The sequence below is a fragment of the Winogradskyella maritima genome (assembly GCF_042650215.1).
Classification (GTDB): Bacteria; Bacteroidota; Bacteroidia; order Flavobacteriales; family Flavobacteriaceae; genus Winogradskyella; species Winogradskyella maritima.
On record NZ_JBHSAT010000005.1, the window covers coordinates 46,695 to 62,827 of the forward strand.

Here is a 16,133-nt window from a genome sequence, read left to right on the forward strand (position 1 = left end):
TAACAGAATTTATGGAAACTTCTAAAATTTCAAACGATTTCGTTAATAAGTATTTAGAATTTTAAAGAACAATAATGCTTATTGCTTCTTTTTTGAAGATTTTTCTTTAATGGTAATGTAATTAGGTAAAACCTCTTCTTGCTTATCTTTTTCTTGCTCTTCATTTTCTAAAAGAGGCTTTTTCTGATTTTTTTTGAAAAGGACTTGAATGAGTTCTTTAAACGAATCGAACTCTACATTATAAGATATTCCCAGACCTTGCGTGTAGCCAATTTGCTCTCCAAAATTTTGAAGGCTATTTTCTCTATTGAAGACCGTAGCTTTTAAGGTGCCTTCTTCATTCAATAAAAAGTCAATTTGAAGGTCTCCTGCAATCACTGACTGATTGGCTTGACCAAAAGGTACACCAACCTTACCGTTAATTAAGACTCTATCGGACAATTTAGTCTGAAGCGTCAACCCTACACGATTATTTGTTTGAAAATCTGGACGATTCTGACCTAATTCTACATCTACCCCAACGGCAAAATCACCATTATCTGAGCCAAAAATGTTATTTATAATGCCATTGAGACGCTCAGATACTGTACCACTGATATTTAAATCGCCAATACCGCTGGCGAAACCACCAGTCGCCAATAAAAATAAGGCCTGATTATCGCGCTCTTCCTTCGAGGCCAACCGATAATCGAGCTCTGACCTAATGGTGGAACTCACATTTGGGAACCTAAAATTAAAGTCTGGCTCTGGTGCTTCCAGTCGACCCGTCAGCCCAATTTGAACTTCCACAGGTATGCTTCGGCTCACAGGTGTATCTAACAATACAGAAGGATTAGCGTTGGTTCTGTATACCGCCGTTAGGTTTAAAGTCGCATCCAATGGTTCGCCTTCCCAAACGATATTCCCTTCTTCTACGGTCAACTTTTTTTCAACCAAGCCTTGGTACCTGAAATTATAGAGCCCTTCAAACACCGTAAAATCACCCCACATATTAAAGCGCCCATTGGTATTAATGGCAAATAATAAGTTACCTGCACCACGACCTCTAATGGTACTTCCGGATTCTTTATCAATCACAATTTCAATCAAGGCGTTTTCGTTAACGTTCAAATCAAAATCAAGCTCCACACCTTTTACTTCACGTTGTGAAATAATTTCGCCCCGTGCTCTGGCGGCTTTTTCTTCCGGACTCAAAAACGTAATAAACGAGTTGTCTCCAAAACTCTCTGTATCATTGAGTGGAATGTAAAACTCTGTGCCAGATTCCGTAGTTCCATCCACCGAGATGGTCAATTCATCCGTAGGCCCATAGATTTCGGCAGTACCAGACACAAAGCCAGTACCGTAGTACAATTCGTCTTCTGTTTCTTCCGTATTCAACACCAACAATCTGTCTGTTTGTAGGCTTAAACCAAGTTCCCAATCGGAGAAATTATTATGGGCAATAAAACCGTTTAATATACCTTGTGAGAAATATTCAGAATCGGTCATTTCTACATCATTAAAGATGAAACGCTGATTGTTTAATGTTACTCGGGAGTCAAAATCAAAGCTATAATCCACATTGAGATATGGAATGGTCATCCCTGCATTATCTAAAAACAATTCACCGTCAATGCTAGGTTGTTTTAAACTTCCTGTAACCTTAGCATTTCCTGAGACTAAACCCCTAATATTATTGATGACACCCTCACCTAAAGGATTTAAAGGGTCGATCATAAAATCCTCTAGCGCAACATTGACATCAATTGTCGGGTTATTTTTATCAATATCAATAACCCCTATAGCGTCTAAAGCTTTTACGTTATCATTTTGAAGTTTTACATCGACCTTGTATCTAGAAATTGAATTATCGCCTTTCACTATGGCTTTGAGATTCCCCAACTCCATATCGTTGACATTCAAGTTTCTAATTTCAATATCTGACGTCGGAAGGTAAACTCCATTGGTTTGAAGCAAATTCAATTTACCATTAACCCTACCTGCGAGAGCCAGGCTATCGATACGTGGTGTAATTTTCCGAAGGGCAACGTTTTCAAAAGCTACATTGATATCTTTTTCAGTATTTCCGCGCAACATGCCAGATACAGACAATTCTTCATCACCTTGATTTATGGTTAATTCTGAAATATCTACATTTTCAAACGAGCGGTCAAATGTAATTTTGTTCTGTCTATTTTTTTCTTCATTGATGAACCAATCATAGCCCTTAAAATTAAATGCCGACTTTCTAAAACCGACAACCGACCTGTTGTTCTCGTTTATGGTATAGTATAAATTGAGGTCATAGGAATCTGTGTTATTCAAACCACCTTTAAATTCTGTTTTCACCAAAAGGGTGTCACGACGCGTAACATTCACCAGGGAAAAATCGGAGACGTTATAATTTCCTGTATGCAAACTATCTATTTCAATAAAAGTGTTGTATACCCTATTGCCGTTATCAATTTCCAAATCTATGACATTGGCAAAGTAGTTTTTGTAGCTGATGCTTGGGGTTGTAAAATCGAGTTGGAAGCCTTTTTCATCAGTTTCAATTTTACCCTTTACAGTAGTGTTTCTTCCAAGTTTTAAATCTTTGTCAATAATCGAAGCGATTTGATTGTAAATCTTAAATTCAAAATTGAGATATTGATTCTCAGTGACTTCAAAGGGTTGATAATTGGTATATAGACTACCCACAGAATTTTCAACTAATCGTGGAATCTCAGCAATATTAAATCGTCCTTTTACTTGACCGTTTGCGATATCTGGTGAATTTACGGCTATAGTTCGCTCCTCACCTTCAAAACTTGAAACCACGGCAAAGTCCCTAAACACGTAACTATCATCCTGATTTTCGTATGTTGTATTTTTGATATTGATTCGTCCTTCGGCATCATCAAACGTAGAGCCCGTACCGGCTATTTCTACATTTCCTTTAAAGATTGAAATGCTATCGCGGGTAATAAAATTCAAGGTTTTTAAATCGGCGAAGGTGACATCAGCTTTAAAATCGAACTTGTTTTTAGCTCCTGAAAAATCGGCAAGTCCGTTGAAATCCATTTTAAGATTTGGGTCATCTGCTTTTAGTTCTCCATTGAAAATCTGCTTTCCGACATTGGCAGCTACATTTATTTTTTTGTATTTGTATCCATTGTAAAATAAAGTGTCTATGCGGCCTTTAATATTGGTGTCTAAACGTTCTAACTCAAAACTTTTGCCTTTGACATCCAAATTGAGCGTCGTGGTACCAACGGTTGGGTCATTGAGCAACTCTCCAATATTGAATTTTGATAAAATGATATTACCAACATAATTTGCATTGTCGATTGAACTGGTATTGGTCAGCTCTAAATCAGTTTCGGCATAACCCAAATCGGTATTGATTTTAAAGTCTGCTTTAACTAAATCTTCGGTAATATAAGAGGTACCTGTGATTCTAAAATTGCCGACTTTTTCAAATAGCTTAGGAATGGCTGGCCCTAAAATATTAGGTAAAATGACGATAAGGTCATTGTAATTAGACGAGAGTTTGTCATAACGTCCATCTATTATCATACCACCATTGTCTGCGCCAGCTATATTCTTAAAATTAATATCGCCTATAATTTGAGTATTTCTACTAGTACTAATATTAAGATTTTTAGCCGATAAATTGTTAAGCGTCCCAGACAAATCAACATTAAAATTAGCACGTTGATTGGTACCAAACTCATCAAAAAAGACATTAATCTCGCTTAACTGTACTTCGGAATCATGGAAGCTGGCTTCAAGTTCTACTTTGTTGACAAAGTCAGCCATGTCTTCACGCTTATACTTAAACTTTAAATCACCTTTTAGAAATGATTCTTCAGTTTTAATAGACAACGCATCAAAGGTCATCTCATTTAAGGTGTAATGAAAATTTGTGCTTAAATTCTTGACCAAAACCCCTCTACTCGTGGCAAAGGTGAACTTATTGATTCGGGTTTCCACCTCGGGACCGATAATCTTAAAATTGGTTGTATTGGCTTGTATGTCTTTAAATTCAAGAACTTTTGGTTCGTCTAAATTTTCATCGACAACTCTGAAAGTTCCATGATCTATAGTCACATCACTAGAGGTAAACAAAAACTCGCTTGGCGTGGATTTAGGATTGTCTTCTTCAAACTTCTTTACGAAGACATCCAAGCCCGTCAAGGAATCGCCCTTGTGAGTTTTGAGGTTAAAAACTAAATTTTCAATATCAATATCTCCAAAATTCAATTTGCCTTTTGAAAGGTTTCCAAAGCTGATAATTGAAGTGTTCAATTCGCCAATACTGAAGAGTGTGTCCTTCATATAATCGCGGATGAGGACTTCTTTTAGCTCTACGTCTCCATTGAATTGCAAACTAACTCGACCAACGTTGATATCTGTCTTAAAATCGTCATTTAGTCGCTTAGTAACATAATTACCAAGTTTGGTTTGCACGGAAGGAATAGAAAGTACCAATACCAAAATGATAAAAAGCAGCAAAATTATTGCTGCGATTTTCCCTATTATTTTGGCGACTTTTTTGATGTGTTTTCGAGGCTTTTATACTCGCATTATTGCTTTATCTTTGCCCTAAACTGCAGTAGATTTTTACGCGCTAATGCTACTGTTTTCAAAATTAACAATTATTGTGCCTATCTAAGCTATGGCGAAAGAAAATATTTATATTCTTGGTATAGAATCCTCCTGTGATGATACATCGGCTGCAGTCTTATGCAACCAGAAAATTCTGAGTAACGTTGTTTCTAGCCAAAAAATTCATGCTGAATATGGCGGTGTTGTACCAGAGCTGGCTTCACGTGCCCACCAGTCTAATATTGTACCGGTTGTAGAACAAGCGTTGAAAAAAGCAGGTATTGCCAAAGAACAATTAGACGCTATTGCCTTTACCAAAGGTCCTGGATTAATGGGCTCTTTATTGGTTGGCACCTCATTTGCAAAATCATTGGCTTTAGGCTTGAATATTCCACTTATTGAAGTCAATCATATGCGTGGCCATATACTTGCACATTTTATTGAAGAAGATGACTACGCACAACCGTCATTTCCATTTTTAGCGATGACCATTTCTGGAGGACATACGCAAATTGTAAAGGTGAGTAGTCATTCTAACATGGAAGTCATTGGTGAAACGATTGATGATGCCGTTGGTGAAGCCTATGATAAAAGTGGAAAGATTCTGGGATTGGGTTATCCTGCCGGACCGGAGATTGACAAACGTGCAAAATTGGGTAATCCAAAAGCGTTTCATTTTACGAAACCTAGAGTCGACGGATTGAATTTTAGTTTTTCAGGATTAAAAACCGGAATCCTTTATTTTATCCAGCGAGAAACAGCAAAGCACCCTGATTTTGTAATAGACAATCTCAATGATATCTGCGCTTCCATTCAACACACCATTGTTGGCATACTTATGGATAAGCTAAAAGTAGCCGTAAAGCAAACGGGGATAAAACAAGTGGCTATCGGTGGTGGTGTTTCGGCAAATTCTGGAATAAGAGAAGCGTTAAAAAATGCCGAAAAAACCATGGGTTGGACAACGTATATCCCTAAGTTTGAATACACCACAGATAACGCCGCAATGATTGCCATAGTTGGCTATTACAAATATCTAGAACAAGATTTTTCAGGATTGGATGTCATGGCCACAGCACGACTAAAAATATAACGAGATTCCCTAAATTTGAAAGAATGAAAATCCTACTGAATACTAAATTTCCATCAATGAGATTACCGCTATTACTTTGCTTTTTATCCACTTTTGCTTGGGCTCAGGACTCTTCTGAACTTAATATTGAAACCGAATTAGATTCTATTTCAAATGCTACAGAAGCCAATGCCTTTCTTAAAAAGAACAGCAAACTAAAAGGGAAAATCGTAGTTTATAACGCCGAAAAACATAAAACAAAACTAGCTGATGAACTTTTTGAATTAGGTACTGGAGGCAAAAAAACCTATAAAAACGAATTTGAAACCACTCATTATAAAGTCATCAAAAGAGACATGGTACCGCATTATCGTGCTAGCATTATTATGTTCGATAGTAAGATTCAACCAATGTCCGAAATCAACTCGTTACGAAGCTTCATCCTCAAAGGCATGCGCGAAGGTGGTCACGATTTTAGTGGCTTGGCCAAAGTATATTCCAAAGACCGTTCGGCTAAAACCGGTGGTGATTTGGGCTGGTTGAAAAAAGGGTCAATGTCTAAACGGTTCGAAAAGATTTTGGCAGACCATAAAGTCGGGCAAGTCTTTAGTTTTGACGAGCCCAGAGAAAAACGCCACTACGTAATGTTGAAGTCTGAAGCGGACAAACCTATAGAAGAAATTACGGTACTCAAAATCACGGAAAAAACGAGTCGCTAATGCAACTGTTTTACAGCCCAATTATTTCAGAAAGTGATAACGTCATTGTCTTTGACAAAGAAGAAAGTCGCCACATCACTAAAGTACTACGCAAACGTGTTGGTGATACCTTGTCTATTACCAATGGAAAAGGTTGGTTGTTTTCAGCGGTTTTAAATGTGGTAGAGCAAAAGCGTTGTGAAGCCAAGATATCATCAAAAGAATTTTCCAAACCAAAATCGTATAAACTACATCTGGCTGTAGCCCCAACAAAAATGAGCGACCGTTACGAGTGGTTTTTAGAAAAAGCTACCGAAATCGGTATTGACAGCATTACACCTATCATATGCAAACACAGTGAGCGGAAGATGATAAAGCCCGAACGCTTTGAAAAAATCATTCAGTCTGCCATGAAGCAGTCGCTACATCTCTATTTGCCTGAATTAAAACCAGCACAACCGTTTCATGAATTTTTGAATCAAGATTTTGAAGGACAACGCATTATCGCGCATTGTGAAGATTCTGATAGAACATCTCTAAAATCTATTATTAAAAAAGGTTCTGAGATTACTATTCTTATTGGTCCTGAAGGCGATTTTAGTTCGGAAGAAATAGAATTGGCTATATCCAAAGGCTTTAAACCCGTGACCCTCGGCAACACAAGATTACGGACAGAGACCGCCGCTATTGTAGCTTGTCACAGTGTTGCCTTTATCAATGAAGACTAAAGGCTTTTTATAGTGCCACCATTTATGTCCAAATTATCATCCTGAAGTATAAGCACCAAAGACAACTCATCTGAAGATTTTACAATATCCGGAATGGCAATACGGCCTTCACCAGAGTTTTCCTTCAAACTAAAGCGCTGTTCATTGATAACAATATTACTATTCACTAAATTCCTATTTCTGTTTTCACCACGCTTTACGGATGTTTTTCGTTCTTTAATGACCAGAATGATTCTTAGGGTTTGGTCTTCAAACTGACCCGAAGCGTTATAGTTGAATTCCACAAAACCATCAACCGTCTTTGCATTGGCGATGTTAATTCCTGCTGTTCCTTTTGATGTGCCATAGGCTTCAATCTTTCGTGCCACTGCATTTCTATCCGAACCCACCACATGTGTTTTTCCGTTAAGCACCAATTGTGGTGTGTAGATGGTTGAGCTGTTGAATTTCTTTGAATACTGGCGTTGCAAGTCGGTGTAGCTTTCTTTACTAAAAGGGTCTTTCCAGCCAATATAATTCCAATAATCGACATGATACGATAGAGCGATAATGTCTTCCGAAGCCAATTCTGATAACAAACGATCAGCCGGCGGACAACTGCTACAGCCTTGTGAGGTGAACAACTCTAGAACAACAGGTGATTTTTCCATGGGTCGTTCATTAGGAGTATACAATAACACCGGAATGATAAATACTGTTAACAACAAGGCTTTCATAACAATTAATTTTTACATTTGAGATATGCAGATTAGTACTTTAAAAATCAAGAGCCTTACACAACTATTGCCTTTTATGATGCTTTTAACGAGCCTAACTCTAAATGCGCAAGAAGTAGCGGTTCTAAAATATAAAGGAGGTGGCGACTGGTACTCTAACCCTACAGCCCTACCTAATTTGGTGAAATATTGTAATGATAATATCAATACCAACATTAATGAAAATGTTGCCACGGTAGAAGCTGGCAGTACGGACATCTTTCAATATCCGTTTATCCACATGACGGGGCACGGCAATGTGTTTTTTGATGACACGGATGCTGAAAACCTACGGAATTATCTACTATCTGGTGGTTTTATTCATATTGATGACAACTACGGTATGAAACCTTATGTCACTAAAGAACTTAAAAAAGTCTTTCCCAATAAAGACTTAATTCCCATAACCAAAGAGCATCCTATTTTTTCTACTGCTTTTGATTTCCCGAACGGTATTCCAAAAATCCATGAACACGATGGTAAAGCGCCTGAAGCTTTGGGTCTTTTTCATGACGACCGATTAATTCTACTCTTTACTTTTGAAACCGACCTCGGCGACGGCTGGGAAGACACCGAAGTCCATAACGACCCGCAGGATGTTCGCGAAAAAGCCTTAAAAATGGGCGCTAATATTGTGAAGTTTGCTTTTGAGAATTAAATAATAAATATTTTAAATTTTACACTAAGAACTACCCCTTCCCCGACTGCCCTCTAAACTGCTGGCTTTTCAACTTAAACAACACATTAAAACTCGTTAAACTCCCATAGCTTCGGGTGATGTATTGCTGTAAATCTATTTTTTCCTGTTCGTCCAAGTTTTTGCTAGAATTGATTTTTTGTTCCATCACACGTAAACGGTCACGCACCATAGTGATTTTGTGGAAGAACGTATCAATCGGCAGTTCTTTCCCTTGAAGGTTGGTGTCACCCGGTTCAAAAATAAGTTTTCCGCCTTTCCATTTATCGGCGATGGAAACCACTTCGGACACATCCGACCATTTTTTCAAGATTTGTCGCAGACTGCTTTCTACTTCGTAAAAACTAATGGTATCCACTTCGTCTTCCGAGGCTTCAATGACGTCGAATTCCGCATCCAAATCAATAGTTTCCAAACCATTATCTATAAAAGTCACCCAATAATGCTGGGAGGTCACGTTGGTGACTACGCCTTTTCCGTAGTCGCTATGATTGATTCTTGAACCTATGCCTAATAACTTCATAATTTGTGTTTTTGAATTACAATTATAAGCAATATGGACTAAAGGTTCACAAGAAATTAATATCTAAAATCGTACCTTTGCAAACTTGTAACCCGAAGCTAAATGAGCAAAGGGGAACTTTTCAAAAAATTAAGCTAAGGCCCTCACATTTATGACCCAATTTGACGATTCTATCGAAGTAAAAGGCGCTCGCGTCCATAACCTTAAAGATATTGATGTCACTATTCCCAGAGAAAAACTGGTAGTAATTACTGGGTTGTCCGGAAGCGGAAAATCGTCTTTGGCGTTTGATACTATTTATGCGGAAGGCCAACGCCGTTATATTGAAACCTTTTCAGCCTACGCACGTCAGTTTTTGGGCAGTTTAGAACGACCTGATGTCGATAAAATCGATGGCCTCTCCCCTGTTATTGCCATTGAGCAAAAAACCACGAGCAAGTCACCACGTTCAACCGTTGGTACCATTACCGAAATTTATGATTTCCTACGACTGCTCTACGCTAGAGCCAGTGATGCTTACAGTTATAACACGGGCGAAAAAATGGTCAGCTACAGCGATGAGCAGATTAAGGATTTGATTTTGGAATCCTTCGTCGGAAAGCGCATCAATATCCTCGCACCGGTTATTAGGTCGAGAAAAGGCCATTATCGGGAATTGTTTGAACAGATTGCCAAGCAAGGGTTCGTAAAAGTACGTACTGACGGCGAGATTGTGGATTTGGAAAAAGGCATGAAGCTAGACCGCTACAAAACCCACGATATAGAAATCGTTATTGACCGCCTTAAAATCGATGATTCCCAAGACAACGAAAAACGTTTAATGGAATCTATAAACACGGCCATGTATCACGGGGATGATGTACTAATGGTCATTGACCAAGATGCGCCAGAGCCTCGCTATTTTAGTCGGAATTTAATGTGTCCGTCTTCAGGCATTTCTTATCCAAATCCGGAACCGAATAACTTTTCCTTTAATTCTCCAAAAGGCGCCTGCCCTAATTGTAATGGGATTGGCGAATTGTATGTGGTAAATCCTAGAAAGATTGTTCCAGACGAAAGCCTATCGATTAAAAACGGAGCTATTGCCCCTCACGGCCCACAAAAGAAAAGCTGGATTTTTAAACAGTTTGATACCATTGCCCAACGTTTTGATTTTTCGTTGGCAGATGCTTGGGAAACCATTCCCGAAGAAGCTAAACAAGTCATTCTTTTTGGTGGCAAGGATAAGTTTCAAGTAGAAAGCAAATTACTCGGCGTTACGCGCGATTATAAAATAGATTTTGAAGGCGTTGCCAATTTTATCGAAAACCAATACAAATCTAACTCCACATCATTAGTCCGCTGGGCGAAGGAATACATGGACAAAACCCAATGTTCTGTGTGTGAGGGCTCACGCTTAAAAAAGGAATCGCTTTACTTTAAAGTTGATGGCCAAAGTATTGCCGATTTGGTACACATGGATATTGTGGAATTGGCCGAATGGCTGAAGGATTTAGATTCTAGATTAAGCGAGAAACAGCAAAAGATTTCTTCAGAAATTATTAAGGAAATCAAGAATAGAACACAATTTCTTATAGATGTAGGATTAACGTATCTGTCTTTAAATCGAAGTTCAAAATCACTCTCTGGTGGTGAAGCGCAACGTATTCGACTGGCGACGCAAATTGGTTCTCAACTCGTTGGCGTACTTTATATTTTAGATGAACCCAGTATCGGTCTCCATCAGCGTGATAATGAAAAACTTATCAATAGTTTAGAATCCCTTCGTGATGTTGGGAATTCCGTCATCGTCGTAGAACACGACAAAGACATGATTGAACGTGCCGACCATGTGATTGATATTGGCCCTTTCGCCGGAAAGTATGGTGGAAAAATAATCAGCGAAGGCACGCCAGAAGAACTCTTAAAGGAGGATACACTTACGGCGTCCTATCTTAACGGCACGCGGGAAATTGAAATCCCAAAGAAACGCCGAAAAGGAAACGGTAAAAAAATGGTCTTAAAAGGCTGTACAGGGAATAATCTTAAAAATGTTGATGTTACGTTTCCATTGGGAAAAATGATTGGTGTTACAGGAGTTTCAGGCAGTGGAAAGTCGACCTTAATTAATGAAACCCTCTATCCTATTCTTAATGCGTATTATTTTAATGGCGTGAAAAAACCAATGCCCTACAAAAACATAAAAGGTCTAGAGCATATTGATAAGGTTATTGATATCAACCAATCGCCAATTGGGAGAACGCCTCGAAGCAATCCTGCAACCTACACCAAGACTTTCGATGAAATCCGAAGTCTTTTTGCCAAAATTCCCGAGGCCATGATTAGAGGCTACAAACCCGGACGCTTTAGTTTTAATGTGACTGGCGGACGCTGTGAAACCTGCCAAGGTGCTGGACTTCGAGTTATAGAAATGAACTTCTTACCTGATGTCTATGTAGAATGCGAGACCTGTCAGGGAAAGCGTTTCAATCGGGAAACCTTGGAGATTCGATATAAAGGAAAATCTATATCAGACGTTTTAAACATGACGATTGAAGAGGCTGTGGGCTTCTTTGAGCATATTCCTAAAATCCATCGTAAACTCAAGACCATCAAAGATGTTGGGTTGGGCTATATCACCCTAGGACAGCAAAGCACAACACTTTCAGGAGGCGAAGCACAACGTATAAAACTGGCTACAGAACTAAGTAAACGCGATACGGGTAACACCTTCTACATATTAGATGAACCAACAACAGGGCTTCATTTTGAAGACATCAACGTCTTAATGAAAGTTTTGAATAAACTCGTTGACAAAGGTAATACGGTGCTTATCATCGAGCATAATCTCGATGTTATTAAAACCGTAGACCACATTATCGATATTGGTTATGAAGGTGGCAAAGGTGGTGGCCAAGTTGTAGCTGTTGGGACTCCAGAGCAGATTATTAAGGACAAAAAGAGCTACACTGCTAAGTTTTTAAAGCGAGAATTGCCCTAAACACGGCAAGACTTAACCCATTTACGTATTCCTTGCTCATTTGGGCAATTCCTTAGCCCTAAAGAGAGATAAAGCACTTTCATGGACTTTTCTTGTTAATTTAGAGCTAACTAACAATTTAAAAACTATTTATTATGAAAAGCATATTGTGGCTTGTTGCCGTTATTTTAATTATCGTTTGGTTATTAGGTCTTTTAGGTATTGTACCTGGAATCGGAACCGGCGGATTGATTCACGTATTATTGGTTATCGCCGTAATCGTTATTCTTTACAACATTATCTCAGGCAGAAAGCCGTTATAGACATTAAAATATATTTATGGAACAGGCCTTTTGGGCCTGTTTTTTTTGGTCATAACTTGAATGGCTTTTACTGGTAATACAAAGTATTTAGTTTAAATTTGTCCTTGGTCCTTTTTTAGGGCTTTTTTTGAGATTATTTGAGACTATTAAACTACCGACATGAGAAAAGAACATAAGCATAAAGGCTGGAATGAAATAAAGACGAATGACTCTTGGGCAATCTTCAAGATTATGGGAGAATTTGTCAATGGTTATGAAAAACTAAGTAAAATTGGGCCTTGCGTTTCTATTTTTGGTTCGGCACGTACCAAGCCAGACCAAACCTATTACCAATTGGCAGAAGAAGTGGCCCAGAAAATCGTGGAGCACGGTTATGGCGTCATTACTGGTGGTGGTCCAGGTATAATGGAGGCAGGTAACAAAGGAGCGCATATTGCAGGAGGAACATCAGTTGGACTTAATATTGATTTGCCTTTTGAACAGCATGACAACCCATATATTGATAATGATAAAAGCCTAGATTTTGATTACTTCTTTGTAAGAAAAGTGATGTTTGTGAAGTATTCACAGGGTTTTGTAGTTATGCCAGGCGGTTTTGGAACCTTGGATGAGTTGTTTGAAGCCATTACGCTTATACAAACCCACAAAATTGAATCCTTCCCGATTATCTTAGTCGGAACAGAATTTTGGAGCGGTTTAATGGATTGGGTAAAAACCACATTGCTGAAAGCTAACAATAATATTAGTGCTGAGGATTTAGATTTAATCCACTTGGTTGATACTGCGGATGAAGTAATTGACATCTTAGATAGCTTCTATAAAGAATACAATCTCAGTCCTAATTTTTAAACTTAACATTTGTTTTATACTTTCCGAACAATTATGTGTATTTTGGAGCGTTTTTAAAACACAAATCAATCAACTTCCAATAATTAAATTAAAATTTAAACCCTATTAAATTTATTACGCTAGTTGATTAAAATCCTAACTTTTTTATTTTGCTTCTGTTTTGTTGCGGGTTCAATTGAAGCCCAAAATGAACTATTGCTTAAAGCCGAAGTTAACAAAGACTCACGGCAGATAGCGATACAACAAACTATAAAGTATAAAAATACCTCAGACACAACCTTATACGAGGTATACTTACACGATTGGAATAATAGTTACTCCAATAAAAGTACAGCACTAGGCAAACGATTTGAAGAGGAATTCAACACCAGTTTTCATTTGGCTAAGGACAGATCCCGAGGTTACACTACCATTCATTCAATAGCTGACCAAGGCGGAAAATCCATGGATTTCATCCGACCAAAAAAACAAGTCGATATCCTGAAGGTCATACTGAACAGTCCACTAGAACCAGGAGACACTTATCATATAGAACTCAAGTATCTCATTAAACTGGCCGATGCACAGTTTACGGACTATGGATTTACAAAAGAGGGAAATTTTAAACTTAAATATTGGTATATCACACCAGCTGTATACAATGGCAAATGGCAGGTCTATAGCAACAAAAATTTAGATGATCTTTTTATTCCAGCATCAGACGTTAGTATTGAATTGACGCACCCATCTGGTTATAAAGTAGAGTCTGAATTTAATCAGCAAATATTAGCCTCAAAGACTGATGTGACAACCACACTCTTATCAGGAAAAAACAGAACAGAGACATTTGTATCCTTAAATACCACGAAACAATACAGCTCAATAACTACAGATGATTTCACGGTATTGTCCGACATCGACGTAAAAGGTTTAGCATCACAAGCCAAAGCTATAATAACCGATAGGGTCACACAATACATTACGGAAGCTCTTGGCGACTATCCTCATAAAAATTTATTGGTCACGGCTATTGATTATAATCGGGATCCTTTGTATGGCATCAATCAACTCCCTGATTTTTTGAGACCCTTTCCGGATGACATTCAATATGAATTAAAATTGCTTAAATCTGCCTTACAGCAATATTTAGATAATACTCTACTTGTAAACCCCAGAAAAGACTATTGGCTTTCTGAAGGTATTCAGATTTACTTGATGATTCAATATGTGAAGACAAATTACCCAAACTTAAAGCTTCTTGGAAACCTCGCCAATGTTTGGGGTATTAGAGCTTTCCATGCTTCCGATTTGGATTTCAACTTTCAATATTTCCTCTATTCCATGGAAATGGCCAGAAAGAACAACGACCAGCCATTAAACACTTCAAAAGATTCGCTGGTTAAATTCAACGCCAAGATTGCTTCAAAATATAAAGCTGGGATGGGTCTCAATTATCTCAACGACTACACTGAAGATGTGGATTTAAATTCAGTGATTAAGAACTTTGTTTCGGAAAACCGATTAACATCTGTAACTCCGAATGATTTTGAAACCTACTTAAAATCGCAGACTACAAAAGATGTGGATTGGTTTTTCACTGATTATGTAAATACTCGAAAAAAGATTGATTTTAAGATCTATAAACTCAAAACCACTGAAGACTCCATAAGTTTCACCATTAAGAACAAAAGAGACCATGCTATGCCTGTTTCTCTATTTGCAATGAATAATGATTCTGTGTTGAGCAAAACCTGGCTAGACGGCTTTAAAGGTGAAAAACAATTCGCTATTGCCAAGGATAGTATTGACAAATTGGTTTTAGATTATGATTACACCATTCCTGAAATCAATCAGCGTGACAATTACAAATCGACAAACGGATCGTTATTTAGCAAACCGCTACAGTTTCGATTATTTAAGGATATTGAAGATCCTTATTATAACCAACTCTTTTTGATGCCGTTAATTGAGTTCAACAATATCTATGACGGTTTAACTCTTGGCACTAAATTCTACAACAAAACATTATTACGCAAGCGATTGAATTATAGATTTTCACCACAATATGCAACGAACTCAAAATCGTTTACTGGTGGTGGTTCTGTATCATATACGCATAATCTGGAAGGGCAAAATTTATATGATATATCCTATGGACTAGGCGTTGCATACCAATCTTTTGCCGAAGATGCATTTTTTACTAGAATACGCCCAAGTTTTACACTAGCGTTTCGAGATAAAGATGATTTTAGATCGGATGTGCGAGATTTTATTAACCTAAGATATATCAGTATAACACGAAATTTAGGGCCAGATGCGACGGTAGTTGTGGATGATCCTGATTATAGCGTTTTCAATTTGAGGTACATACATTCTAGCCCAGGTATTATCAATTTTTCAAGATTTAGTACAGATTTTCAAATTGGTGCCCAATTTAGTAAGGTCTCTGTTGATTACGAATTCAGAAAGCTGACCAAGCGCAATCGGAATTACGACTTTAGGGTCTACCTCGGTACATTTTTAAAGAACAGTTCTGATCCCAACTCAGACTTTTTCAGTTTTGCCTTGGATCGTCCAACGGACTATCTCTTTGACCTAAATTATCTCGGGCGTTCTGAAGCTTCTGGTATTTTTAGTCAGCAGATCATCATTGCCGAAGGCGGTTTTAAATCACAATTGCAACCTGAATTTGCGAATCAATGGATAGGCACAGCCAATTTCAGTACGTCCATTTGGCGCTATATTCAAGCTTATGGTGATGTTGGCTTTGTGAAAAACAAGGGTTTTGATCCAGTTTTTGTTTATGATTCTGGAGTTAGATTAAATCTTGTTCAGGATTATTTTGAAATCTTCTTTCCAATATACTCCAATTTGGGCTTGGAAATAGGACAAGAGAATTATGACCAAAAAATACGTTTTAAATTTACCGTAGATCCACAGGTTTTATTAGGTCTTTTTAGGCGCAAGTGGTATTAATG

At 37.9% G+C, this 16,133-nt stretch carries 11 protein-coding genes; 8 read left to right on the forward strand and 3 right to left on the reverse strand.

Features of this window, described 5'->3' with window-relative positions:
- Positions 1 to 78 precede the first annotated feature (78 nt).
- Positions 79 to 4,479 carry a translocation/assembly module TamB domain-containing protein gene (locus tag ACFOSX_RS10330; RefSeq protein ID WP_386100414.1) on the reverse strand — a complete coding sequence of 1,467 codons (4,401 nt, stop codon included), beginning with the start codon at positions 4,477 to 4,479 and terminating at the stop codon, positions 79 to 81.
- Positions 4,480 to 4,642: 163 nt separating this feature from the next.
- Between ACFOSX_RS10330 and tsaD the strand changes: the two genes are divergently transcribed.
- The 3 genes from tsaD to ACFOSX_RS10345 are packed head-to-tail and all read left to right on the forward strand — an operon-like array spanning position 4,643 to position 7,070.
- Complete coding sequence (gene tsaD / locus ACFOSX_RS10335; protein ID WP_386100417.1) at positions 4,643 to 5,665, forward strand: tRNA (adenosine(37)-N6)-threonylcarbamoyltransferase complex transferase subunit TsaD; 1,023 nt, start codon at positions 4,643 to 4,645, stop codon at positions 5,663 to 5,665.
- Between the two features lie 56 nt (positions 5,666 to 5,721).
- Positions 5,722 to 6,363: a peptidylprolyl isomerase gene (locus ACFOSX_RS10340; RefSeq protein ID WP_386100420.1), complete on the forward strand. Its 642-nt coding sequence runs from the start codon at positions 5,722 to 5,724 to the stop codon at positions 6,361 to 6,363.
- The gene (locus tag ACFOSX_RS10345; protein WP_386100423.1) at positions 6,363 to 7,070 is read left to right on the forward strand and encodes a 16S rRNA (uracil(1498)-N(3))-methyltransferase; all 708 of its coding nucleotides are present in this window, start codon (positions 6,363 to 6,365) and stop codon (positions 7,068 to 7,070) included. The genes ACFOSX_RS10340 and ACFOSX_RS10345 overlap by 1 nt, the downstream gene beginning before the upstream one ends.
- Here ACFOSX_RS10345 and ACFOSX_RS10350 read toward each other — a convergent pair.
- Positions 7,067 to 7,786, reverse strand: coding sequence for a DUF1223 domain-containing protein (locus tag ACFOSX_RS10350; protein ID WP_386100426.1), 720 nt, complete (start codon positions 7,784 to 7,786; stop codon positions 7,067 to 7,069). The genes ACFOSX_RS10345 and ACFOSX_RS10350 overlap by 4 nt on opposite strands.
- A 76-nt stretch (positions 7,787 to 7,862) precedes the next feature.
- Here ACFOSX_RS10350 and ACFOSX_RS10355 point away from each other — a divergent pair, with 76 nt between their 5' ends.
- On the forward strand, positions 7,863 to 8,483 hold the full coding sequence (locus ACFOSX_RS10355; protein ID WP_386100619.1) for a DUF4159 domain-containing protein: 621 nt from the start codon (positions 7,863 to 7,865) through the stop codon (positions 8,481 to 8,483).
- A 31-nt stretch (positions 8,484 to 8,514) separates the two neighbouring features.
- Here ACFOSX_RS10355 and ACFOSX_RS10360 read toward each other — a convergent pair whose 3' ends face one another.
- A complete protein-coding gene (locus ACFOSX_RS10360; RefSeq protein WP_386100429.1) occupies positions 8,515 to 9,045 on the reverse strand; it encodes a hypothetical protein in 531 nt (176 codons plus the stop codon).
- Between the two features lie 151 nt (positions 9,046 to 9,196).
- Here ACFOSX_RS10360 and uvrA point away from each other — a divergent pair, with 151 nt between their 5' ends.
- The 4 genes from uvrA (at position 9,197) to ACFOSX_RS10380 (ending at position 16,131) form a co-directional block, all read left to right on the forward strand.
- A complete protein-coding gene (uvrA, locus tag ACFOSX_RS10365) occupies positions 9,197 to 12,025 on the forward strand; it encodes an excinuclease ABC subunit UvrA (protein ID WP_386100432.1) in 2,829 nt (942 codons plus the stop codon).
- 134 nt (positions 12,026 to 12,159) lie between these two features.
- On the forward strand, positions 12,160 to 12,327 hold the full coding sequence (locus ACFOSX_RS10370) for a lmo0937 family membrane protein (RefSeq protein ID WP_386100435.1): 168 nt from the start codon (positions 12,160 to 12,162) through the stop codon (positions 12,325 to 12,327).
- 159 nt (positions 12,328 to 12,486) lie between these two features.
- Positions 12,487 to 13,176, forward strand: a complete 690-nt coding sequence (locus ACFOSX_RS10375; RefSeq protein ID WP_386100438.1) for an LOG family protein — start codon at positions 12,487 to 12,489, stop codon at positions 13,174 to 13,176.
- A 195-nt stretch (positions 13,177 to 13,371) separates the two neighbouring features.
- The gene (locus tag ACFOSX_RS10380) at positions 13,372 to 16,131 is read left to right on the forward strand and encodes a metalloprotease (RefSeq protein WP_386100441.1); all 2,760 of its coding nucleotides are present in this window, start codon (positions 13,372 to 13,374) and stop codon (positions 16,129 to 16,131) included.
- Positions 16,132 to 16,133 lie beyond the last annotated feature (2 nt).